Source organism: Hahella sp. NBU794, assembly GCF_050749805.1.
GTDB lineage: Bacteria > Pseudomonadota > Gammaproteobacteria > Pseudomonadales > Oleiphilaceae > Hahella.
Genome location: NZ_CP192738.1, coordinates 4,528,386 through 4,550,672 on the forward strand (window position 1 = coordinate 4,528,386; position 22,287 = coordinate 4,550,672).

At 55.3% G+C, this 22,287-nt stretch carries 20 protein-coding genes; 9 read left to right on the top strand and 11 right to left on the bottom strand.

Annotation, left to right across the window (positions count from 1 at the left end; all coding sequences use genetic code 11):
- Positions 1-100: 100 nt before the first annotated feature.
- The 3 genes from ACQYWX_RS19660 to ACQYWX_RS19670 are packed head-to-tail and all read left to right on the top strand — an operon-like array spanning position 101 to position 1,109.
- The gene (locus ACQYWX_RS19660) at positions 101-397 is read left to right on the top strand and encodes a putative quinol monooxygenase (RefSeq protein WP_279502932.1); all 297 of its coding nucleotides are present in this window, start codon (positions 101-103) and stop codon (positions 395-397) included.
- A gap of 43 nt (positions 398-440) precedes the next feature.
- Complete coding sequence (locus ACQYWX_RS19665) at positions 441-689, top strand: DUF2798 domain-containing protein (RefSeq protein WP_431686050.1); 249 nt, start codon at positions 441-443, stop codon at positions 687-689.
- 33 nt (positions 690-722) lie between these two features.
- A complete protein-coding gene (locus tag ACQYWX_RS19670) occupies positions 723-1,109 on the top strand; it encodes a RidA family protein (RefSeq protein WP_431686051.1) in 387 nt (128 codons plus the stop codon).
- Positions 1,110-1,153: 44 nt separating this feature from the next.
- Here the strand turns inward: ACQYWX_RS19670 and ACQYWX_RS19675 are convergent, their stop codons facing one another.
- From ACQYWX_RS19675 to ACQYWX_RS19715, 9 genes are all read right to left on the bottom strand, one after another.
- Positions 1,154-2,215, bottom strand: coding sequence for a lipase secretion chaperone (locus tag ACQYWX_RS19675; RefSeq protein WP_431686053.1), 1,062 nt, complete (start codon positions 2,213-2,215; stop codon positions 1,154-1,156).
- Between the two features lie 112 nt (positions 2,216-2,327).
- Entirely contained in the window at positions 2,328-3,308 is a 981-nt protein-coding gene (locus ACQYWX_RS19680; protein WP_431686054.1) for an esterase/lipase family protein, read from the bottom strand.
- Positions 3,309-3,508: 200 nt separating this feature from the next.
- A complete protein-coding gene (locus ACQYWX_RS19685) occupies positions 3,509-4,060 on the bottom strand; it encodes a DUF4136 domain-containing protein (protein WP_279502938.1) in 552 nt (183 codons plus the stop codon).
- Positions 4,061-4,125: 65 nt separating this feature from the next.
- Positions 4,126-4,659, bottom strand: coding sequence for a DUF4136 domain-containing protein (locus tag ACQYWX_RS19690; protein WP_431686056.1), 534 nt, complete (start codon positions 4,657-4,659; stop codon positions 4,126-4,128).
- Between the two features lie 195 nt (positions 4,660-4,854).
- A complete protein-coding gene (locus ACQYWX_RS19695) occupies positions 4,855-5,265 on the bottom strand; it encodes a response regulator (protein WP_431686057.1) in 411 nt (136 codons plus the stop codon).
- A gap of 77 nt (positions 5,266-5,342) precedes the next feature.
- Positions 5,343-5,708, bottom strand: coding sequence for a response regulator (locus tag ACQYWX_RS19700; RefSeq protein WP_279502940.1), 366 nt, complete (start codon positions 5,706-5,708; stop codon positions 5,343-5,345).
- 10 nt (positions 5,709-5,718) lie between these two features.
- The gene (locus ACQYWX_RS19705) at positions 5,719-8,097 is read right to left on the bottom strand and encodes a response regulator (RefSeq protein WP_431686058.1); all 2,379 of its coding nucleotides are present in this window, start codon (positions 8,095-8,097) and stop codon (positions 5,719-5,721) included.
- A 1-nt stretch (position 8,098) separates the two neighbouring features.
- The gene (locus ACQYWX_RS19710) at positions 8,099-8,641 is read right to left on the bottom strand and encodes a YfiR family protein (protein WP_431686059.1); all 543 of its coding nucleotides are present in this window, start codon (positions 8,639-8,641) and stop codon (positions 8,099-8,101) included.
- A 3-nt stretch (positions 8,642-8,644) separates the two neighbouring features.
- Positions 8,645-10,498 (bottom strand): TonB-dependent receptor plug domain-containing protein, encoded by a 1,854-nt coding sequence (locus ACQYWX_RS19715; protein WP_431686060.1) that lies wholly within the window; start codon positions 10,496-10,498, stop codon positions 8,645-8,647.
- Positions 10,499-10,716: 218 nt separating this feature from the next.
- Between ACQYWX_RS19715 and ACQYWX_RS19720 the strand changes: the two genes are divergently transcribed.
- Positions 10,717-12,426, top strand: a complete 1,710-nt coding sequence (locus ACQYWX_RS19720) for a putative bifunctional diguanylate cyclase/phosphodiesterase (protein ID WP_431686061.1) — start codon at positions 10,717-10,719, stop codon at positions 12,424-12,426.
- A 15-nt stretch (positions 12,427-12,441) separates the two neighbouring features.
- Here the strand turns inward: ACQYWX_RS19720 and ACQYWX_RS19725 are convergent, their stop codons facing one another.
- Entirely contained in the window at positions 12,442-13,083 is a 642-nt protein-coding gene (locus ACQYWX_RS19725; protein WP_431686062.1) for an HD domain-containing protein, read from the bottom strand.
- Between the two features lie 293 nt (positions 13,084-13,376).
- On the opposite strand from ACQYWX_RS19725, the gene ACQYWX_RS19730 reads away from it, so the two are divergent.
- The 5 genes from ACQYWX_RS19730 (at position 13,377) to ACQYWX_RS19750 (ending at position 20,189) form a co-directional block, all read left to right on the top strand.
- On the top strand, positions 13,377-14,792 hold the full coding sequence (locus tag ACQYWX_RS19730; protein ID WP_127971808.1) for a sigma-54 interaction domain-containing protein: 1,416 nt from the start codon (positions 13,377-13,379) through the stop codon (positions 14,790-14,792).
- A gap of 373 nt (positions 14,793-15,165) precedes the next feature.
- A complete protein-coding gene (locus tag ACQYWX_RS19735; protein ID WP_431686063.1) occupies positions 15,166-16,239 on the top strand; it encodes a TRAP transporter substrate-binding protein in 1,074 nt (357 codons plus the stop codon).
- A 192-nt stretch (positions 16,240-16,431) separates the two neighbouring features.
- Entirely contained in the window at positions 16,432-17,136 is a 705-nt protein-coding gene (locus ACQYWX_RS19740; RefSeq protein WP_431686064.1) for a TRAP transporter small permease subunit, read from the top strand.
- A 4-nt stretch (positions 17,137-17,140) separates the two neighbouring features.
- Complete coding sequence (locus ACQYWX_RS19745) at positions 17,141-18,499, top strand: TRAP transporter large permease (RefSeq protein WP_216739480.1); 1,359 nt, start codon at positions 17,141-17,143, stop codon at positions 18,497-18,499.
- A 13-nt stretch (positions 18,500-18,512) separates the two neighbouring features.
- Entirely contained in the window at positions 18,513-20,189 is a 1,677-nt protein-coding gene (locus ACQYWX_RS19750; protein WP_431686065.1) for an acyl CoA:acetate/3-ketoacid CoA transferase, read from the top strand.
- On the opposite strand, the gene ACQYWX_RS19755 is transcribed toward ACQYWX_RS19750, so the two are convergent.
- Positions 20,190-21,965, bottom strand: a complete 1,776-nt coding sequence (locus ACQYWX_RS19755) for a thiamine pyrophosphate-binding protein (protein WP_431686066.1) — start codon at positions 21,963-21,965, stop codon at positions 20,190-20,192.
- Positions 21,966-22,287 lie beyond the last annotated feature (322 nt).

Sequence of the window (22,287 nt, forward strand, 5' to 3'; positions counted from 1 at the left end):
TAAGATTTAATTTATACGCGTATATTCTATTTATGAATGGCACTAGCATGTCGGCCTTAGTTAATAACGTCAACCCTTCACAAGGATTAAGAGGTCAAACATGCCCCACCATCTAACCGCCCACATACGCGCCACAGAAGGAAGCGACCCGGATTTAATCCGTCGGGAACTGGCGCAACTGGAGGCGGACACGCAGAAAGAATTAGGTTGTCTGACCTTCCAGATTTTCCAGGACGCCGCCGACCCCACTCACTTTATCCTTTGGGAGTCATGGATAAGCCCAAAGGCGCTGGACCAACACTTCACCTATGAACACACCCGGCGCTATATGGCTCTCAATCTGACGCAAGTCGAGAAAATAGTCGTGCATTCGCCAGTCAATCAAAACGCAGGTTGACCCGCAAACCTTGAGTTCCGTTCGTAATCAGTAGGAGAAATTTATGTCAGTAAAATTTCGTTTTTTCTACAGCCTGACCATGTCTTTAGCTCTCAGTTTTCTGATGAGCGCATGGGTGACTTTTCTCAACCTGGGTTTACAGGGAGATTTCACCGCACACTGGATGCGCGCCTTTCTGTTGGCGTGGCCGACCGCTTTCACCATCGCCTTCGCAATGGGGCCGACGGTCAATAAAGTCACCGAGAAGTTGATGGCGGCGAGCGCCACATTAAGCCGCAGGTCGGACTCTTAACTTCTAAAAAATGCAAACAGTGGGAGTCGATACATGGAAAACAAGCAACCAATCCGGCGTCAAAATTATTCAGCGCTGGGGCAGCCCGTTGGGCCTTACTGTCACGCCACCGCATTCAACGGCCTGCTGTTCATCAGTGGGCTGACAGCGTATGACGACAGTGGCGTCAGCAAACCGATGGATCAGCAGATCGACGCTATTTTCGCTCAAATCAGGCGTATCACTGAGGCAGAGGGCCTCGGTTTGGACAGGATTCTAAAGGTCACGGTCTACATCAAGTCCACCGAACATCTGGCGCTGGTGAGGGAGGGCCTCAACAGACATTATCAGGGCGCCTACCCCGCCAGTACGCTGGTGCAAGTCAGCGGCTTTTTCTCTCCCGAGGTGGATATTGAGATCGAAGCAGTGGCGGCGCTTTAACAACGCCGCCACCTTCAAGCCATCAGCGTCGCTCAGGGTTTATCCTACTGTGCGGCTTTCCTGTCGATTGCGTCGTAACTATCCACCAACTTCAATTCCTCTGAGGTAAACAGGCTGTTGCGCAACTGTGTAAGTCCGGCGACGGTTTCCGCATCGGTACGCGCAGCCGCCTGGATATCCTGCTTGCGGCGTTGATAATCATCCAGACGGGCGCGCCACTCATCTTCCCTCTGATAATAAGCAATGATCTTTTCCGCCTTTTCATCGCTAAACTGCCCTCGCAGAGCCTGTCGCACACTGTCGGCGTCATATCCTTCCCGGTACATGCGTCGCGCCTCCCGCGTCAGACTCTCCCGCTGCGTGGCCTGACGATGGGCGTCGCGCATCTGCGCCGGCAGTTTTTGTTGCAAGGCCTCCACTTGGCTGACCTTCTCACTGTCGCTCAACTGCGCATCCGCCTTCACTTGCATAACCGCCAGCGCATAACCGGAATAGGCTTCATCCAGGCCAAAAAAGGCGTCGACCACATCGGGGGCGAATATTTGCCGACGCAGTGACTTCAGCTGCTCAAATGTGTTCGCCATTACCGATGCATAGTATTCATAGTTCTGACTCTCCGCAGGCGCCAACGGAGCCGCCATCAATTCGCCTATACGCTCCTGATAGGAGATGTAGTCATTCAGCAAGCCCATCGCCTGTTCTGCAGCCGGACCCGGCAACCGCTCATAAATACGTCGCCGAATCTCCGCGACCACTTCTTCCGGCGTACGCTCGCCGACGGCGAGGAAGAAGTAATCAAAAAAATCCTTCACCTGTATGTCCATGATCAAAAGGCCATTCTCATCCACTCGCAGATCACCGTCGATATCCGTCCCAGCGAGGGCGCGGGCGAAGTTGGCGCCATTCCATGCTGGCGTCATCGTTGGCGCATCGGATTGAGAAAGCCTGGGGGGCTGCGGCTCATTAACTGCGCCAGCTCCCATTGATTGAGAGCCCTCGGGATTGGCTTCCGCCGCGACGGGAGATTCAGTGACGTCAGGTTGTAGAAGCAATAACACCGCGGCAGCCAGCGCTGCAACGCACAAGGCGAGGGAGAGATTTTTCATGGCGAGGTTCCTTTTTATTTTTATAACGTCCTGTTGCGATTAATTCGGGGGGACAAATCACAGCGCGCACTCACCGCATGTCATAGTGAGGGCGCACTGCTCAAACTACTGATTAGAGTCCGATATTTTTCAGGCGGTTGGCCTGTACGCGGTACAGCGACACCGGGTTATGCCAGATGGAGCCTACGCCCATCACGTGATTAATCACGTCGATATGATTGGCGTCGTAGTCACCCAGATATTCACCCAGTTTTTGCGAGCAGACGGAGACCATACCGTCGTTGGGCTGCCCGCCGAACGCCAATGAGGTGGTGAAAAGGAACGGGTCCAGCAGATCCAGAATGTTGGTCATCACACTTCTTCCCGCCCAAGAATACAGACGGATCTCATTGCCGCGATAAGTGACGACGGTATCGCGATCCTCCACACACTCTCCAGACGCGGTCCCATAAGGGTGACGACTGTTGAGGTCTGAAGTGCCGACTGAGGTCAGTGAATCCAGCGCCGCAATGGAGTCTTGCTGATGCTCGTCCCCCGCAATCCAGGCGATCAGAGCGCCGAAGGCGTTCGCCACCGCAGCGACGCCGCCTTCAATGGAACTGTCCGCTGGAATGACGCCGCGAATCATATCCGCCACCCGGGAGCCATTGTTGACGCCATCCACGGAAGTCAGCGAGGCGATATGCCCTTGCCCTTCCCCATTGGCGTGCGCGTCAAAGGTGATGGCGGCGCGTGTGGTGGGCGAACCTTGACTGTGGGCGAACACGTTGTACTTCACCGCATCGCCATAGACGCCGCTATTGATATCGTCCGCCAATGACAGACCGCGCTGTTCGCTATCATTGAACGGCGATACGCTGGCGATCACCACATCGGCGCCGCTACGACACAGATTCATAGGCACGGTGTGAAAGTATCCCAACAATCCGCCGACGGTATCGAAACCGGTAATGCCATGCACCATCAGAAAGGGATGTTGAGTATCGGTATAACCATCTGAAGAACCCGCCCAGGCGCTGCATCCATCAGCGTGTGAGAGGGAGGAGAGTGAAGCTGCCACGACCAAACATACAGCGTGCGTTATTTTTTCCATTACGCTACCTTCTGCTTTCGTTAATGTTTATTTTTGTACTTCTCAACAGCGTTTTCAGGTTAATAAAGCGACAAACGAAAAAGAATCACCTGTATGGGTGACTCTTCCTGACAACACACGAAAACGAAATTTTCCCGGTCTCGGGATCAGAGAAAAGCATCCCGGCAGGATGCTTTGACAGGACGAGGAAGCCGGAAAGACTATTGCGCCGCCGGCTGCGGCGGATAGCGCTCGAAGATGGCGCGCACCTCTTCTTCCAGGTTTTTGATCTTCTCTTCAGGGGTCTGGTCGTAACTCATACGCCTGGATGAAGAACCCTGCCATACGACGCGATTCGTACTGGGCTCGATCATCTCCACTGTAAGCACGCCCATTTGGTAGTCATGCTCCACCACATCGCGATCATGCGAAAAGAAAGGCCGCCAGAATCCAAATCCTGGCTCCTGACGGAATTCCCGCCGGTCATCAATGCGGTACAGGACACGCACCAGCACGTCCGCCGACTCAGCAGGAGACAGGCCTTCACCTTGCAGCGCCTGCTCGACAGTCTGACGCATGCGCTGTTCGCGCAGTCCCACCACGCCCTGAGCGTCGCGATTCTGCGTCGCCCAGCGGTAGGTATGGATGCTGGAGAAGTCGAACTCCTCGGCGTAATCGCCACGCACTTGATAACCGGCGCAGCCGCCCAACAGCAGTAGCGCGCACAGCGTCGCCACACGACTTAGCCAATTCAGTTGTCCGCACAGGTTCATTGAGGTCTCCTCACCTACATTCCACAACCAGCGTCAGCCTGACGCCTAATCTATCACTCATGCCATCAGGCGTCTTTCGGTGGAAAATTCTGTAGCATTTCTCCCACCAGCTTGCGGATTTCCGCTTCCTTCGCCGCCGGGGTATCGTTCTCGCTCAAAGGACGAGCAGCCTCCGCGCTCCAGATAACATTGGCGTTCTGCGGATCGATCATCTCCAGCACCAATTTGCCTCGCATCACCTCTTCCGCCGGCGGCCGGGTTCCCAGACTGATACCGACGCCGGTGCGGCCGCTCGCGATGCCATATCCAAAACCATAACTGATTCCATCGCGGCGAATTTCCTTTTCCTCTTTGATCCGCCAGGTGCTCCAGACATCCGCTTTGGCCTTGTCGACCATTTGAAAGCCTTTGTTCTGCATGAACAGGCGTATGGCGTTTTCAACCCGGGCGTCGCTCAGCGTGGTCGCGCCGCCGTTGACGCTGGGCGGCGTCAGGGCATAGGTTTTTAGAGAGGAAAAGTCTCGGCCGGGCTGATAGTCATATCGCGCCGCTTTCGTGGCGCAGCCGGACAGGTTGGTGGTTAAGGTCAACGTAACCAAAATGGCGGATATCCCGCCAAGCATTCACTTGTGAAACATAAAGCGCTCCCCATGACGCGCCCGTTAGAGGAACGCAACCAGCGCTGCCTCCAGCGGAATTTGCAACTTACTCCTACAATATTGCCCGGTCTGGGCATTTTCCATGAACAATTGGTAATACACTCTCATTGAGCGCCAATTCAAAGCGATGTGCGCTCAATGATCCGTTGAGTCGATGGCGAGGTTTTCCTGCAAGTACTGCAACAGCACGCGATAACTAAAGGGTTTGGTGATGAAGTAATCGAATCCCGCTTGTTCGATAGTCTCCAGATCGTTTTTCATGGCGTGAGCGGACATGCCAATGATCAACATGGCCCGCCTATCTGCTTGATTCCGCTGTTGCGATTCCGCTTCTCTGATGCGGCCGGCGGCGACGATACCGCTGACGCCTGGGAGTTTGATGTCCATGAGGATCGCCCGAGGCGACAACTCGAACGCCAGCCGCACGCCCTCTTCGCCGTTATCCGCGGCCTGACAGCGATAGCCTGCATTTTCGAGGACATCCAGCAGCAAACGTCTGGAGGCCGGGTCATCTTCAACAATCAGCACATCTGTCGTTTGCGCCATCGCCATCTCCACAACCGTTTCCGCCCATCCAGCGCGCACCCTTTGCCCGATCTTCGCTGTAACGTCTTTTCATTCCGTTATTCCGCCGCCAAAAAGCGCTCGATCTTTTCCAGCAGGCGGGGGAAATTCACCGGCTTGGTTTCGTAATCATCGCATCCCGCCGCCAGTGCTTTATCGCGATCTTCCGCCAGGGCGTGGGCTGTCAGCGCGATGATCGGCGCGTCACACCCTCCGCCTTCCTTTATCCTTCGTGTCGCCTCATAGCCATCGATCACGGGCAAGCTCAGATCCATGAGGATCAGCGCAGGGCGGCATTCCTGCGCCATAGTCACCGCCTCGCCGCCGTCGCAGGCGAGCGCGATGTCGTATCCTTTCCGACGCAGTCGACGCGTGAGCATGTCCGCATTCATATCGTTATCTTCGACAATCAGCAGCAACGTCATGACTTTCTCCCTAACTTACCGGCATCCTTTCCTCCAGCACTTCCTTGATGCGGCTCAGCAGCGCACTCTTGTCATACATGCCTTTGCGCAGCACCGCCTGGGTGTGCTGTCGCAACAGGCTGCGCTCGGCCTGGGTTAAATCTCTGGCGGAGATCACAATGACCGGCGTATCCGCGGTTTTCTCATTGCGGCGGATTTGCTCAAGAAATTCGAAGCCGTTCATTTCCGGCATGATCAAATCCAGCAAAATCATAGAAACGTCCGGGTTCTGACTCAGCTTTTCCAAGCCTTCCCGGCCGTCCTCCGCCATGATCAGATTCCACCCGGTTCCATGCATATATGCTCGCACCAGCTCCAGACTGTGTACGTCGTCATCCACATACAGCACTTTCATGCCAGTATCTTTTTTCTGAAAGCGCTGCAGGATGGATAACAGGCGCGCGCCATTGATCGGTTTCACCAGAAAATCAGACGCGCCCAGGGCGTATCCCTTCTGCGCGTTGGACTCGATGGTGTGCATGACCACAGGAATATGCGCCGTCGCTGCATCGGATTTCAGCATCTGCAGCACCTGCCAGCCGTCCTGTCCTGGCATGAATATGTCCAGCACAATGACGTCAAACTCTTCCTGTTTCGCCAATGTCAGCCCCTCGGCGCCAGAATGCGCCGAGCTGACCAAGAAGCCATGCTTGTTCAGTTGATGTTTCAGGATGTCATGCACTGTGGGATCATCGTCGATCAGCAACAGCCTGGCTCCAGTCATCGCATTAGACGCAGGCGTCGGCGTGTCTGACGCAGCCAACGGCGGCTTGGGCGCGACTGTCTCCCCGCCCACGATGCGCTCTTCCGGACCGTGGATTTCAGCAGTGGTGGGCAGACGTATGCAGAACTCCGAGCCTTCGCCTTCTTTACTGGTAACGCTGATTTCCCCACCCAGCATCGTGGCGTAGGAGCGACTGATCGCCAGTCCCAGGCCGGTGCCGCCGTAGCGTCGCGTGGTGGAAGGGTCCGCCTGACTGAAAGGACGAAACAGTTCTTTGATCGCACTGGCGCTGATGCCGATTCCCGTATCGCGCACCCTGCATAGCATCCAGTCCTCACCGTCAGCGGACTCCCGCTCGCATATCAGCTCCACGACGCCGTCCTGGGTGAACTTGACCGCATTGCTCAACAGGTTGAACAGGATCTGCCGGACTTTGACCAGATCGCTATGCACCACACCGACTTCGCCAGCGCCGCGCACAACCAGCTTATTGCGTCGTTCATCCGCCAATAGCCGCAATGCGCCGGCCACTTCATCCACCAAATCCTCCATGCTGAACGCCTCGATGCTGATCTGCATCTTGCCGGCTTCAATCTTGGAGATATCCAGGATGTCGTTGATCAGACTGAGCAGGTGTTTTCCGGCTGAGCGCACCTTGCCGATATCATCGAGAATCTCCTCTCTCTCATAATCGTCCTCCGCCACGACTTCCTGCAGCATTTCGCTGTAACCGATGATGGCGTTGAGCGGCGTGCGCAGTTCATGACTCATATTGGCGAGGAAGCGGCTTTTCGCCTTGTTGGCTTCCTCCGCCCGATTGCGCGTGGCGATCAGGTCTTTCTCCACCACCTTGCGCTCCTGAATCTCCCACTCCAGCTCCCGGTTCAGCGAGACGATGGTTTCCTGCCGCGCCAACTCCGACAACATGACATTGAGACTGTCCACCAAATGCCCGATTTCATCCTCATTGCGCTTGCTGGCGCGGGCGTTGAAGTCCTTGTGCTTGGAAACCTGCATCGCCCACTCCGATAGCGACGCCAACGGCTGCGTTATATGGGACTTCAGCCAATAGGACACCAGCAACGTCAGAGCCAGCATGCCGCCGATCAGCACCAGAAATAAACTCAACAGCTTCTGTTTGAATCTGTCCCACTCTTGCAGATTCGATTTCAGCACCAGATATCCGACGGTTTCCTCATTCACCTTCACAGGCGTCGAGGTGACGTAAAACTCCTGTCGCAGCCAAACGCCATCCTTACCCGCCATCGCCGCCAGACCAACCGCAGCGCCATGTTGCGGATATTCTGCAAAGGCCTTGGCGTCCCCATTCTGATACAACGCAGCCGCCTCCACGGAGGCATTTTCTTTCAGCGCCGACAACACCTTGCCGGCGGAGGCCGCATCATTGAAAGTCAGCGCCGCGCCGCTGTTCTCCGCCAGCACCTTGCTGAGCATTTGCAGATCCTGGCGCATCTTCTGATGAAAATAGAGATTCGCCATCACCGTCAGGGTGGTCGCGCAGATCACTAACAGCAGCAGCGCAAAACCGAGAACGCCTATCTGCATCTTGGCGCGAATGCTAACTCGCCGCCACCAGCTCCACTCCGTCGCTTGCGCATTTTGCATGTTATTCCACTCCCAATTGCACCAACTGCGCCGCCATTTTGAATTTGGTTTCCGTGACCAGAGACGCGTTGACTCTGAAGCGTATGCTGTCATCTTTCTGGTACAGCTCGATCAAACCGCCAAAGGAGATAAATGGGGAGTATTCGCTAATGGTCAGCACTTCGCGCACATCCACCAGCTTTAAAATCCGCTCCGTTTCCCTCTCTTCCGACGAAGACAGGAACAGCACGTTGCAGCCATATATCGGCAGGTCGGGTCGGTATCGTCCCAGGTTGCTGACGACGACTGTCCCTTGCGGCGCTTTAGCTCCGTTTATTTCATCCAGCGCGTCGCCAAAGCGGTTTACGCCAACGATGCAGACTTTGATCTGACCATCGTGAGCCAGGGACTCCTGAGGAAAGCTGACAAACTGCATAAAGTTATAAAGATAAGAAGCTTTGATCTGATACTCGACATCCACCGCCCCAACCAGGGTGGAAAGTGACAAGGTAATCGCCGCCGCCATGCCGCTCGCCCATTTCCAGCTCATCTGTCGAGTCAGCATCCGCTAAAACTCCCAGCCCAGATAAAACGCGGCGTCAGACTCGACTTCGCCATTCAGACCCACTGACTCCGGATGCGGGTCTCCCAAATGACGCAGAACCCATTGCGCGCGCAGGTCTTCCGTCGGCTTCCACACCACGCTGAGGTCAGCCACAAGAAAGCTGGGGATATTGGAATACTGAATGCGATCCACATAACGCAGGTAGGCGTTCAAACTCCAAGAGGGTGAAATGTCCGAGTAAGAAATCAATTGAGCCATGTCTCTGGGGGACGCATCTTCGAGACTCTCCGCACTGACCAGTGAAACGCTGGATGGGTCTGGCTCCATATCCATTTCCATATGACTGGCGTTGAGACGCAACCGCCAGATGGGATTTGGCTTGTAATCCAATGAGACTTCAACGCCTCGGACATCGCCGGTCATTTCATTGTGGATGCCGCTGGCCCCTATCGTTCTCAAATCATCGTACTCGCCGTGGTAGGCGGACAGGTCCAGCGTCCACTGCTTCCAGGATTTTCGGCCCCCAACCTCGTAAAATTTAGCGCGCTCCGGCAGCAGGCTCTGAGCCCCCACCAATCCCGGCGCATACAGGTCGTGCTCCAGTCTCGTCGGCACGCGCACCGCCCTGGACCAGGACGCCCAGAGAATGGCGTCAGGGAAGTCATAAGCCAGTCGTACACTGGGCTGCCACTCCTCGCCGGAGTAGTCATTCACTTCATATTTTGTTCCTGCGATGAAACGGAAATTCTCGCCGAAGGGTTTGATTTCATCCTGTATAAACAGGTTCTTGACCTCATCACTCCGTCTCTCCGGTCTTAAGCCGGATGTCTCAGAAGGCGACAGAACTTCATCATGAACCGCTCGATAACCGAGGCCCGCCACGACATCATGAAACCCGAACTGATTGCGCAACTGGTATTCCAGATTCCAAATATCGCGCTTATCGTCGAGGCCGGTGGTTTCCAGCACGGTGTTATCGAAATAAAACAGCAGTTGTTGGCTACGCTGCTCAGAAAAAGTATGACTCCAATTGAACATCAGGTTGCCGCCGTGGAAATCCTCCGTCGAGCCGGCTTCGCCCCGGTAGTAGTCTCCCTGAATCGTGTATTCATCCTGACGGCCGCGCCCCAGATCCACTCTGAACCCAGTTTGCAGATGTTCACTGTCGTCTTCCGTCCCCAGGCCGCCACTATTGTCGCGATAGACCCCTTTGCCATAGATCCGCGCAAAACCTTCTTCACCAACCTTCCAGCCATAACGCTGTTGATACAAACCGCGTTCCTCCAATCCCGCGCCGACCGTCACCGCCCCGCCCTGCGTCTCCGCGGCGTTACGCGTGATAATGTTGATGACGCCGTTAACCGCATTGGCGCCCCATAAGGTGCCGCCGGGTCCACGCACCACTTCGATGCGGTCCACGTCTTCCAGCATGACGTCCTTTTCCTCCCACAACACGCCGGAATACAGCATGCTATAAATGCTGCGTCCGTCGATCAGCACCAGCATCTTATTCGCGTTGGTTGTGGCGGAACTGAATCCGCGGGCGCTCACGCTCCACTTGCCTCCCTCAAAACGATTCACTTCAAGCCCGGGAACATAGCGCAGCGCTTCCGCAATATGAGTGACGCCCATGCGTCGGATATCATCCCGGGTAATGACGTAAACCGCCGCCGGGGCTCTGGCGAGTAATTCCTGCTTGCGAGACAAGGTGGAGATTTTCAGCCCCATAAGCTGCTCCAGACTGGCGCCTTTAATATCCAGCACCAAGTCATCTCTTGACGCAGATACCGTGGTGGAAAATAGCGCCATCAGCCAACATCCAGCTATTCTCGCGAGGTCGGACGGTCGTTGTTTCATATCCTCGAAACTCCCTTGAACCGTTAATCTCAGTATAGAAACAAGCTGGAATTTAACAAAAAAACACACAGCAGCCGTAGCGGCTTGGCCAGTCGAATCCGCCCCCTCTCCATCGCATTAGAAACAACTCACCTATTACAAAAAGTCCTGATTTGAGACGTTAAATTTGCTGCAATTCTTGACTAGACTTTAAAGATCAGGCGATGGAAAAGAACCTTATGCTCCAGCTCGAGGGAAGCAGGCTGTTAATAGTCGATGACGAACAGCGCAACACCAGACTGCTGGCGGATATCTTTCGCGCGGAAGGTTGTGACGTTCACGAGCTGAACAACAGTTGCGACGTACTGAAAACCGTCGCCAGTTATGAGCCGGACCTGATCATTCTGGACGTAATGATGCCGGGTAAAAATGGGTTTGAGCTGACGCGGGAGATCAAATCTCATGAAGCCTGGAAACATATCCCTATTATTCTGCTGACCGCACTGGCGGACAGGGACTCCTGCGTATCGGGACTGGAGGCCGGCGCGGAAGACTATGTCAGCAAGCCGTTTAATCGCCGGGAACTCCGCGCCCGGGTCAACAACCTGCTGAAGCTGAAAAAGCTGCATGACTTTCAGAATCAGAATATTCGTCTGCTTGAGCAATACGATCCTGTCACCGGCCTGCCGCGCAAAGAAATCCTGCTGGAAATCGCCAACACGCTGTTCAAGAAGAAAAAAGACAGTTCATTCTGCGTCGGCGTGTGTGAAGTCGACCTGGACCAAACCCTGATCGGCCTGCTCAGCAGCCAGGATCGCGATACCTCCGAAAAACAGATCAGCCGCACGGTAGTCGAGCGCATGTCCGCCATTTTTCCGCCTGGCATATTGATGGGCTGTCTCGGACCAGGCAAGTTCGGCGTCGTGTTGGAAGCCTCTGAGAACGAAGCCGCCTCCCAGCTGCGATTGTTGCAGCACCGGTTGCAACAGCCGTTTATGATCCAATCCCAGGAGTTTTTGCTGAAATTCTCTATCGGCTACATGCCGCCCAGCATGCCTTCGCGAGAATGGCGCGTCCTTTTCAATAAAGCGGAAATGGCGTTACTGGAGGCCAAGAAAGAAGGCGGCAACCTGCTGAAGAAGTTCGTTCCAGAAATGGATGCGGAGAACTACGAGCGTTGGTGGCTGTCCCAGGCGCTGTTTCAGGCCATGCGCGAACAACAGTTTGAAGTATATTTCCAGCCTCTGGTGGACATACATAAAGAGACATTGGTTGGCTTTGAAGCCCTGCTACGCTGGCAACATCCGGACAAAGGCTTTATCAGCCCTGCGCGTTTTATCCCGCTGGCGGAGGAGAACGGACACATTTATGACCTGAGTCTGTGGATGATCGAGCAGGTCTGCCAGCAGATCGTCGCCTGGCGCAGTATCGGACCGAGGGTGCGCATGGCGATAAATATTTCACCTGTACAACTGTATCGAGACGACTTCACCGAAGACTTTGTCGACGTTTTCAGCCGCTATCATCTGTCTCCGAACGACTTTGAACTGGAGCTGACCGAGAGCAGCCTGATGGACCCCAAAGGCGGCGGACAACTGCAAGCGCTGTGGCGACAGGGGTTCGATATCGCCATCGACGATTTCGGCACGGGATACAGCAATCTGGAATACCTGAAAAAGTACCCATTCAACCGCCTCAAAATCGACCGCTCCTTTATCAGCAATATCTGTGAATCCAGCGACGATATCGCCATCGTCAAAGCCATCCTGGCGATCGCCGAACACATGGGGTTCAAGGTCATCGCGGAAGGCATCGAAACCGTTCAGCAACTGGAAAAATTACGCGAACTGGGGTGCCACGAAGCCCAGGGTTTTTACTTCAGCAAACCGGTCCCCGCCACCATTGCGACGGACATGCTGCGCTATGGTTTGAAGCCCTCACAGCCCTGATTCGCCAACTCCTCCTTATTTATCTCCTTCCCGCTCCATAAGACAAGTCAACGCCCGCTTTAGATTTTCTCTGGCGTTGGACTCCCGCTCATTACGAAACCTATCCGTCTGATAAATAAAGGCGTCATTCAGAAAGCCTTGCAACACTCGACTGCGCCCAGCGCAGTATTGCGGCCAGGGGATGTCTTGGTATTCCTGCCTGATCCAGCCTTCATATTGGTCATACAAAGCAGGAGCGGCGCCCAATATCGCCAGATCAATATCCACCAATAACGCGGCGTCATGAGAGTCCGGTTGCGACGGATGGCGGGTGTGAAGAATCAAGTCCCGTACCAGCGCCGCCATCTCCGGCGTCTCACCCAGTTGACCCAGCTCGGCCACCGCGCGTCGCGCGCTGTCCGCTTCGTTATCCGCATGTCCTATCTGATAGACAATATCGTGATACCAAAGCGCCAACGCCACTCCACGCGGGTCCGCCAAATCGCCAACGACCTGATCGAGATGGTTCAGGCAAGCCTGAATATGCGCCAAGGTATGGTAATGACGATGGGGTTCCGAGTAGGCGTTGCGCAATCCGTCAAAGCAGCTGTTCACAGTTTCTGGGGCCGCATGGGGAAATAATTGCCGCCAACGGGTAAACAAGTCGTTCTCCGGCATTCAGTGCGTCCTTGTTAAAACAGTGGCTCGACATCAGGTGACGACGTCGTTTCGAGCCATCATACCTTCAGACCCACACTAACTAAAAACCTGATCACAGCGTCAATAACAGCAATCGCCACCCGAATTGTTCAAACATTGAACTTTTTACCTAAACCATTGTTGTAACCCCACAGTTTCATTGCCTGACGACGGCTTTCGGAGTATGTTTCCCGGTTACACGTGGAGTACTTTTGTTGTCATTCGGTCCCTCTCAATGGACAGGGTCGGATTAAGAAACGGACGGCGTAGACATGGCAACCTCAATATCAGACAGTCGGCTTCCCATCGAAGCCCAATTAGCCTTTATTCAAGATAATCCTCTGATGGATCTGCTGGACAGTTTTTGCGAAGGCAGCATCATCGTCGATCAAAAAGCCCGAATTCGCTGGCTCAGCGACAAATATCGCCTTCTGCTGGAACTGCCGGAAGACGCCGCGAAATACGTCGGCCGACCGGTGGAAGAAGCCATTCCCAACAGCATGATGCGCCAGGTGGTGGAAAGCGGCCGCCCTATTCTTCTCGATCTCATGCGCATTCGCGGCACCTGGATGGTGGTGACCCGTATGCCGATCCGGGACGACCAGGATCAAGTCATTGGCGGCATTGGTTTCGTGTTTTACAAGCAGCTGGACTACATGAAACCCCTGGTGGAAAAGTTCGGTCGCCTGCGCGGCGTGCCCACCACGGCGGAAAAGCAGTTGGCGGACATGCGGCAGGCGAAATATTCCTTCGCGGACTTCATCGGGCAAAGCCCGGTCATTCGTGAACTCATCCGGCGCGCGCGACAAGCCGCGGAGCTGGACACTACCGTGTTGCTGCTGGGCGAAACCGGCACTGGCAAAGAAGTGCTGGCCCACGCCATCCATCACGCATCGGTGCGCGCGGAGCGACCGTTCGTCGGCGTCAACATGGCGGCGATACCGGAAAGCCTGTTGGAAGCGGAATTCTTCGGCGCAGCGCCTGGCGCTTATACCGGAGCGGACCGCAAAGGGCGCATCGGAAAAATCCAGCTTGCCGACGGCGGCACGCTATTTTTGGACGAAGTGGGCGATTTGTCTTTGAGCCTGCAGACCAAGTTATTGCGGGTGCTGCAGGAACAGGAATTCGAAGCCCTGGGCTCCAATCGCATCATTCGCGTCAACGTACGCATCATCGCCGCCACCAGCCGCAATCTGAAGCAAATGGTGGAGACCGGTGAATTCCGTTCCGACTTGTACTATCGCTTAAACGTTTTGCCTATCGAGGTGCCGCCACTGAGGGATAGAGAAGGCGACATTGAGCTATTAGTTGGCAACATGCTGCGACAATTCTGCGACGCCTCCGCATTACCTTTGCGCAAACCCAACGCCGAGGCAATGCGGTTATTGCATACCTATCACTGGCCCGGCAACGTAAGGGAGCTTCACAACACATTGGAGCGCGCCTTTATTTTCGCAGAGGGAACTGAGTTGACCGTCGCGGACTTCGCCCACCTGCAGGGCGCCGGAGATAAAGAAAAACGCCGCGAAGCCGTCAAGCCGCTATCAGAGGCCATGGCGGAGGCGGAGCGTAATTTTCTCAAGCAGGCGATGTCCGCCTGTAATGGTAACCGCTCCGCCAGTGCGAAGGCGTTGGGGATATCCCGCGCCACCTTCTACGAAAAACTACAAAAGCATGAGTTGATATAAGGCGTCGCCAGACGCCTTTTCCGAGTTTTTTAGCCAGATATATGCAGAAAAACGGTACAAAAAACATATTTAATCCGCCTGCACAGATAAACTTGTACTAATAATTTTATAACTAACCTCCCCACTATTTTTGTCCGACTCTTCATACATTGTCTGAAAATACGGACAACTCCATAGCCTCACTAATGTCAGCGATTACAAGCTCCCAGGGGAGCCAGGCAGACCGTCTGTCCGGGCTTCCGTACACCTGCTGGACAACAGGTCATATTTGATACGTATCTATATGAAAATTAAGGAGTTTAAAAGCTGGCCTAATATATGTATTCTGCCTTCCGGTAGTAGTCGGCAATAAAAAGAAATTTAGGGAAATACTATGCATTTACATGGAACCTCATCCTTATCTTCGCGCGCGCTCGCCAAAGTCCTGATTGTCGCCACACTGACTTGCGCAAGCGTGGCGCAGGCGACCGACAAAGTACGCTGGAAAATGCAGGCGGCGTACGGCAGTAACCTTCCCGCTCTGGGCGACACGATTCCCGGCGTCATGGAGTCGCTTAACAAAGCCTCCGGCGGCCGCATCATGATCAAGCACTACGAGCCTAATAAACTGGCGCCCACGCTGGACATCACCGAAGCCGTCAAAAGCGGAAAAATCGAAGCCGGCTACACCTGGCTGGGATACGACCAGGGCCGTATCGCCTCCTCCGTATTATTCTCTTCCGTCCCCTTCGGCATGGAGCCCTGGGAGTACATCGCCTGGTGGTATGAAGGCGAAGGCCGCCAGATGGCGGAAGACGTCTATCATCGCGACAACATTCATCCCGTTCTGTGCGGCCTGACCGGGCCGGAAACCGCAGGCTGGTTCAAAAAAGAAATCAATAGCCTTGAAGACCTCAAAGGTCTGAAAGTCCGCTTCGCCGGCATCGGCGGCCAAATCATGCAGGATCTCGGCGCGTCCGTGACAGTATTGCCCGGTGGCGAAATCTTCCAGGCGTTGGAAAAAGGCGCCATTGATGCGACGGAATTCTCCCTTCCCGCCGTCGACCAGAAACTGGGCTTCAACAAAGTCGCCAAATACAACTACTTCCCTGGCTGGCATCAGCCGCATTCCGCATTCCACTTAGTCGTCAACAAGCAGGAGTGGGAGGCTATCTCCGATAGCGATAAGGAAATGATCAATATGGCGTGTCAGGCTGGCGTTACTCGCGATCTGGCGCGTAGCGAAGCCATTCAGGGTCGCGCCATGGAGCAATTGGAGGCTGACGGCGCCGCCGCGCGCAGATTGCCGGAGAACATCCTGCGCAGTCTGCAGGAAGTGACCAAAAAAGTACTCGATGCAGAAGCCGCCAAAGATGCGGACTTCAAAAAGGTTTACGAAAACCAGCTGGCCTTCGAAGCACAGTACAAGCGGTGGAAGCAGCTGGGATATTTGCCGCGCGATTTCTAGGCGGTTAGCCGAAAAGTTGCGCAGCCTTGTCTGATTTCCTTGAGGTAAGCAGTACCCATAGCGTTCTAGGGTGTCGCTACGACACTTTGTGGGGGCCCGGCCCCCACCTTTTTCGGCTGGTGGCCATCCCGTTCCGCCAAAGGGACGCCCGTTTTATAGCCCGCAGTAAGAATAATAAGCAGGAGTATCCTTATGCAGGCGCATCCTATCAAGGCTGAAAGCGCCAACACTGACGCACTGAGCGGCGCATTACCGTCTCAGAACGAACGATTGCGCCATGAGCGCGGCCTCGACGCATCCTCACAACACCTCTCGCCCTCTTCTTCTGAACCTAATGACGCTTTCTCTAACTTGAGCGCCGAAGCGAGCCCGCCTCCACCGCAGGAGCTGCCGCATACGCGACTGTCCAGATTACTGGACACATTCGTGCGCCGCATTGGCGAAGCCAGCGCCTGGATCTGGCCCGTCCTGATGCTGGTGATCATGACCAATGTGGTGATGCGCTACTTTTTCGGTGAAGGGCGCATTGAGTTTGAAGAGTTGCAGTGGCATCTGTACACCATTGGATTCCTCACCGCCCTGTCTTATTGCTATCAGTCCGACGATCACGTAAGAGTGGATGTCATCCACGAACGCCTTTCACTGAGATCCCGTAGCTGGATTGAGTTTCTCGGCATTCTGTTGTTGCTGATCCCGTTCCTTACGCTGCTGACTTATTACGCATTTCCATACGTTTATGGCGCCTGGATCAGTGGCGAACGCTCTTTGTCTCCCGGCGGACTGCCCTATCGATGGGCGATCAAGGCGGCGCTGCCCATTGGCTTGCTGCTTCTTTCCATCGCGACGGCGTCCCGATTCAGCCGCGTGTTCGTCTATCTTTTTCTGAAACCGAGGTAATGCGATGGAGCTGAATGAAGTCCTGGCCATCGCAATGTTCGCCACATTCATTATTCTTATTTTTTCCGGTTTTCCCGTCGCCTGGTTACTGGGGGGCGTAGCAGTGGTATTCACTGGCGTCGCCCTGTTCGCGGACACCTATCTGGACGCATTCGTCGGCGTCGATTGGGACTACACCGCGCTATCGGTGGATCGCATCTGGGGCATCATGAACAACTGGGTGCTGGTGGCGCTGCCCATGTTCGTCTTCATGGGACAAATGCTGGATCGCTCCGGCGTCGCCGAAAACCTGATGAACGACATCTCCAAGTTATTTGGTCGCATGAACGGGGGAACCGCCGTCGCCGTCGTGATAATCGGACTGCTGCTGGCCGCATCCACCGGCATCATTGGCGCATCAGTCGCGCTATTGACCCTGCTGGCGCTGCCAGTGATGCTGAAAAACCACTATCAGTCGGAACTGGCGGTCGGCTCAGTGTGCGCCGTCGGCACCCTGGGTATCCTGATTCCTCCCAGCATCATGCTGGTGATGATGGCCGACCAACTGGCCATGTCTGTCGGCGACTTGTTTCTCGGCGCCGTCATGCCTGGCGTGCTTCTGGGTTCCGCTTACATTATTTATATCGTCGCCCGCGCCAGCTTCGATCCCAGCATCGCGCCCGCCGCCGCGGACGCAGAACCTCTCAGCGGCAAGGTCGCATTAGCGGCATTACGTTCAATCATGGCGCCGGCGTTACTGATTCTGGCGGTGCTGGGCTCTATATTTTTCGGTCTGGCGACACCCACAGAGGCCTCCGGAGTCGGCGCTTTCGGAGCCACCTTCCTGGCCTGGCGCAATAAAAAGCTTAATGTGAACATGCTGCGCGATGTCTGCCGCCAAACCAGCAAAACCACCGCGTTTATCTTCGCCATACTGATCGGAGCCACCGCGTTTTCATTGGTTTTGCGGGGACTGGGAGGCGATGAGTTAATTGAGAACGCCCTGACCGGCCTGCCATTTGGCCCTAACGGCGTCATCATATGCATTCTCGCCTGCGCGTTTCTGCTCGGCTTTTTCCTGGATTGGATCGAAATCACCTTGATCATCCTGCCGCTGGTGGCGCCGGTCGTACAGCAACTCGGCTTCGATCTCGTGTGGTTCACCGTTATGTTCGCCGTCTGCCTGCAAACGTCTTTTTTGACGCCGCCGGTAGGATTCGCCCTGTTTTATTGCAAAGGCGTCGCGCCGCCGGAAATCAAAGTCGGAACTCTCTACCGCGGCGTTACCCCCTTTATTTTCCTCCAGCTGGCCGCCCTGGTGCTGGTATTCATGTGGCCGCAACTGGTCACCTGGCTACCCCAGCAAGCTTACGCCAATCCATGACTCCGAGGTTGTTATGCACCCGAAAGTAATTAGTGCCGAACAAGCTGCTTCCCTGATTGAAAACGGACGCACCGTCGCCACCGCAGGCTTCGTCGGCATCGGTTTTCCGGAAACTCTCGCCGTAGCGTTGGAAAAGCGATTTATGGAAACTCAGTCGCCTCGCGACCTGACTCTCGTCTATGCAGCGGGACAGGGGGACGGCAAAGAGCGCGGACTGAATCATCTTGGCCATGAAGGGTTAGTAAAACGGGTGGTCGGCGGACACTGGGGTTTGGTGCCGAAACTCGGCAAACTGGCCTGCGAAGGCAAAATCGAAGCCTACAATCTGCCTCAAGGGGTCATCACGCATTTATATCGCGATATCGCCGCCGGCAAGCCCGGCGTCGTTACCCATGTCGGGCTGCATACATTCGTCGATCCCCGCTACGATGGCGGGCGCATCAACGACAATACGCCTCCGGGACTGGTAGAGCTGCTCAATGTGGCGGGCCAGGAATATTTGCTATACAAAGCCTTCCCCATTCATGTGGCTCTGCTACGCGGCACCACCGCCGATCCCAAAGGCAACATCACGATGGAAAAAGAGGCGATGCCTCTGGAGAGTCTGGCCATCGCCCAAGCCACTCATAACAGCGGCGGTCTGGTCATTGTTCAGGTAGAAAGACTGACCGCCCGTCACAGTCTGCACCCTTCCCGTGTACGCATCCCCGGCATATTGGTGGACAAGGTTGTGGTGGCGCCGCCCGAACACCATCAACAGACGTTTGCGGAGAGCTATAACCCGGCTTACAGCGGCGAAATCAATCTGCACTTATGCGATCACAAAGCGGCGCTGGATATTCGCAAGTTAATTTGCCGTCGCGCAGTAATGGAGCTGCGTCCCGGCGCTATCGTCAACCTCGGTATCGGAATGCCCGAAACCATGGCGACGGTTGCGACGGAAGAAGGCTTGATGGATGAAGTCACGCTGACAATCGAGCCAGGCGGCATCGGTGGATTTCCCGCCGGCGGCCTTAGTTTTGGCGCGGTTATGAACGCCGAGGCGATCATTGATCACCCCTCCCAGTTCGACTTCTACGATGGCGGCGGCCTGGACCAGGCGTTCCTGGGCATGGCGCAGATGGACAGTGAGGGTAACGTCAATGTCAGCCGCTTCAGTCAGCGCATGTCCGGCGCCGGCGGTTTTATCAATATCAGCCAGAACGCCAAGGAAGTGTACTTTCTCGGCACCTTTCTGGCGGGCGACTACGACATCCGCATCACCGGCAATGGCTTGGAGTTCGGCGTGGCGGACGCCACCATGAAGCTGGTGAACAACGTCGAGCACCTCACCTTCAGCGGTCGTTACGCGCTAGAGCGCGGTCAAAAGGTCACCTACATCACAGAGCGTTGCGTGTTTCGTCTGCGACCGGACGGCCTGGAGCTGACGGAAATTGCGCCCGGAGTGCAGATTGATCGGGATATTCTCGCCCATATGGGGTTCCGCCCACGCATTTCTCCCAAGCTGAAGATCATGCCAATCGAACTGTTTCGCAGCGGTCTCATGCATCTAAAACTGCCTTTCACCGGCAGCGCCTCACCGCCGGAGGTATCTCCCCTCCCCTTGTGCGACGCTGGCGACGAGCCAATCGACGAAGCCATAGAACATCGTTATCACAGCGCTCTTAACATAGAGGCTTCGCGGGACTGATCAGACGGATATTGAGCCTTTGCGAAAGTCCGAGTGGTCCAGAATCGCATTGATCAATACAGGCCTGCCCTGACGCGCCAGCGCTTTCGCCTCTTGTAACACAGGAGCGATATCGGCCGGCTTATCCAGCAGAAAGCCAACCCCGCCATAACCCTCGGCGACTTTATGATAGTCCGTGCGACGCAACATAACGCCCACATCGTCCTGCAAAATTTCCATCTGATCACGGGCGATCTGGCTCCAGCAGGCGTCATTGCCGACCACGGCTATCACACCGATGTTATGACGAACAAAGGTATCAAACTCCGCGAGGGAATAGGCGCAAGAGCCATCTCCATACAGCAGCCACAGCTCAGCCCCTTGCGTGGCCGCCGCGGCCCCCAATACAAAACCGCCGCCAACGCCAAGCGTCCCGAACACGCCAGGATCAAGCCAGCTCAACGGCGAGCGAGGACGCAGCGTATAGGCGGCGGAGGCCACAAAATCGCCGCCGTCGGCAATGATCGCGCTTCTCTCGTCCATCGCCGCGTCGATTTGTAATAGCAGATTCAGAGGATTAATGCGTCCGCCCGCTGTTGACGCTTGCGCACAGATGTCTTTTTCCCTCTGTCGATCCCTTTCACGCAATGATTCCAGCCAATCAGCGTCCCATTGCATCGTCTCTCCACATGACTCCGCCAATTGCACAAGAAAAGCGGCGGGATCTCCCAAAACCGGAATGGTTGGCAAGCGATTTTTAAACAGGTCCTCGCGCTGTGCATTCACAGACACCAACGTCGCTTTACGGGAGATATGAGAGCCATAGTCGAGACGAAAATCACAAGGCGCGCCAGCCAATAAAACCCAGTCCGCCTCCCGCAATGCCTGCTTGCGGTGATGCTTGAGCTGCAGTAGGTGGTCTGAACCCAGCAGGCCCCGCGCCATGCCAGAGAGATAAACCGGCGCGCCCAATGCCTCAATCGCGGAGATGAGCTTGTCCGCCTGCTCAGGATGACGCAACGCCTGACCGCCGATCACCACGGCGGGACGCTTCGCCTTACGCAGGGACGGCGCCGCCACCGCCGCCAACGATTTATTCTTGACCGCATCAATCACATCCAGAGACACGTCCGTCGCAGTGTGGCGTAGGGCTCGTAACGTGCTGCGCTGCGGCGAATCCTGAGCCCCTTTGAACATCTGTTCCGCATGAAAGTCCAGATACCATTGCACCGCTTTTCCTCCAAGACTGCCTTTCCCTTGCTCCCCTCCTTTTACGCCGTACCATTCTCTTACCACTTGCTCTGGATAAAGCAGATCGATGGGGAGTTCAACGAATATGGGCCCGGGCACGCCAGCGCAGGCGACTCTGAACGCCTCCTGTAAAGTCGGAGCAATGTCGCGAACTTTCTCCACCGCAAAACATTGCTTGACCGTGGTTTCCAATAGCCCGGTCTGATCGATATCTTGCAAGGAGCCGCGTCCGCGCAGTACCGTAGCGCTGGCCCCGCCAAGCAGGATCAATGGAGACTGCGCCATCTGCGCATTTTTCAGCGCCGTGACTGCGTTGGTCACCCCTGGACCCGCCGTCACCGCCGCTACGCCTGGTATTCCCGTCAAGCGCGCGTATGCGTCAGCGGCGAATACCGCACTCGCCTCATGCCTCGCGTCAATCACCTGCATTCCCGCTTTGCGGCAACCAGAAAGAATGGGCGAAATATGCCCGCCACACAGAGTGAATAACGCCCCAACGCCTTGCTCCAACAAGACCTCAGCCACCAGATCGCCACCGTGTTTCATATGCAAGTCAATTCCCTGTTCCATATTTGCTTATTGTTTCAGGAACCTTAAACCAAGCCGTCTCAACTGGCCAACTCAAACTCACTGAGCCCCTCTCGGCCTTATGGCGGTAGTAAGGCGTGGTAGGCTGATGTATCCTTTAGTCACACTTGTATTTGTGAATGATCCGCCAAATCACATCGGCCAACAGCCTTTTTATTACAAGGGGTTTGGGCTAGTTGGTGGAATCAATTTTTTGACCGTCGCCCCACTTTGCATGACGGTTTTCGGCGTCAAACGTCGCTTGATTATTAAGTTTATTTTCAACACCAAAGGAAAGAGG

Excerpts from the sequence above, each read along its gene's own strand:
- ACQYWX_RS19715 (WP_431686060.1), bottom strand. The coding sequence starts at position 10,498 with ATGAAACAACGACCGTCCGACCTCGCGAGAATAGCTGGATGTTGGCTG.
- ACQYWX_RS19740 (WP_431686064.1), top strand. The coding sequence starts at position 16,432 with ATGCAGGCGCATCCTATCAAGGCTGAAAGCGCCAACACTGACGCACTG.
- ACQYWX_RS19750 (WP_431686065.1), top strand. The coding sequence starts at position 18,513 with ATGCACCCGAAAGTAATTAGTGCCGAACAAGCTGCTTCCCTGATTGAA.
- ACQYWX_RS19735 (WP_431686063.1), top strand. The coding sequence starts at position 15,166 with ATGCATTTACATGGAACCTCATCCTTATCTTCGCGCGCGCTCGCCAAA.
- ACQYWX_RS19675 (WP_431686053.1), bottom strand. The coding sequence starts at position 2,215 with ATGAAAAATCTCTCCCTCGCCTTGTGCGTTGCAGCGCTGGCTGCCGCG.
- ACQYWX_RS19730 (WP_127971808.1), top strand. The coding sequence starts at position 13,377 with ATGGCAACCTCAATATCAGACAGTCGGCTTCCCATCGAAGCCCAATTA.
- ACQYWX_RS19660 (WP_279502932.1), top strand. The coding sequence starts at position 101 with ATGCCCCACCATCTAACCGCCCACATACGCGCCACAGAAGGAAGCGAC.
- ACQYWX_RS19700 (WP_279502940.1), bottom strand. The coding sequence starts at position 5,708 with ATGACGTTGCTGCTGATTGTCGAAGATAACGATATGAATGCGGACATG.
- ACQYWX_RS19680 (WP_431686054.1), bottom strand. The coding sequence starts at position 3,308 with ATGGAAAAAATAACGCACGCTGTATGTTTGGTCGTGGCAGCTTCACTC.
- ACQYWX_RS19710 (WP_431686059.1), bottom strand. The coding sequence starts at position 8,641 with ATGCTGACTCGACAGATGAGCTGGAAATGGGCGAGCGGCATGGCGGCG.
- ACQYWX_RS19695 (WP_431686057.1), bottom strand. The coding sequence starts at position 5,265 with ATGGCGCAAACGACAGATGTGCTGATTGTTGAAGATGACCCGGCCTCC.
- ACQYWX_RS19720 (WP_431686061.1), top strand. The coding sequence starts at position 10,717 with ATGCTCCAGCTCGAGGGAAGCAGGCTGTTAATAGTCGATGACGAACAG.
- ACQYWX_RS19755 (WP_431686066.1), bottom strand. The coding sequence starts at position 21,965 with ATGAAACACGGTGGCGATCTGGTGGCTGAGGTCTTGTTGGAGCAAGGC.
- ACQYWX_RS19665 (WP_431686050.1), top strand. The coding sequence starts at position 441 with ATGTCAGTAAAATTTCGTTTTTTCTACAGCCTGACCATGTCTTTAGCT.
- ACQYWX_RS19705 (WP_431686058.1), bottom strand. The coding sequence starts at position 8,097 with ATGCAAAATGCGCAAGCGACGGAGTGGAGCTGGTGGCGGCGAGTTAGC.
- ACQYWX_RS19670 (WP_431686051.1), top strand. The coding sequence starts at position 723 with ATGGAAAACAAGCAACCAATCCGGCGTCAAAATTATTCAGCGCTGGGG.
- ACQYWX_RS19685 (WP_279502938.1), bottom strand. The coding sequence starts at position 4,060 with ATGAACCTGTGCGGACAACTGAATTGGCTAAGTCGTGTGGCGACGCTG.
- ACQYWX_RS19745 (WP_216739480.1), top strand. The coding sequence starts at position 17,141 with ATGGAGCTGAATGAAGTCCTGGCCATCGCAATGTTCGCCACATTCATT.
- ACQYWX_RS19725 (WP_431686062.1), bottom strand. The coding sequence starts at position 13,083 with ATGCCGGAGAACGACTTGTTTACCCGTTGGCGGCAATTATTTCCCCAT.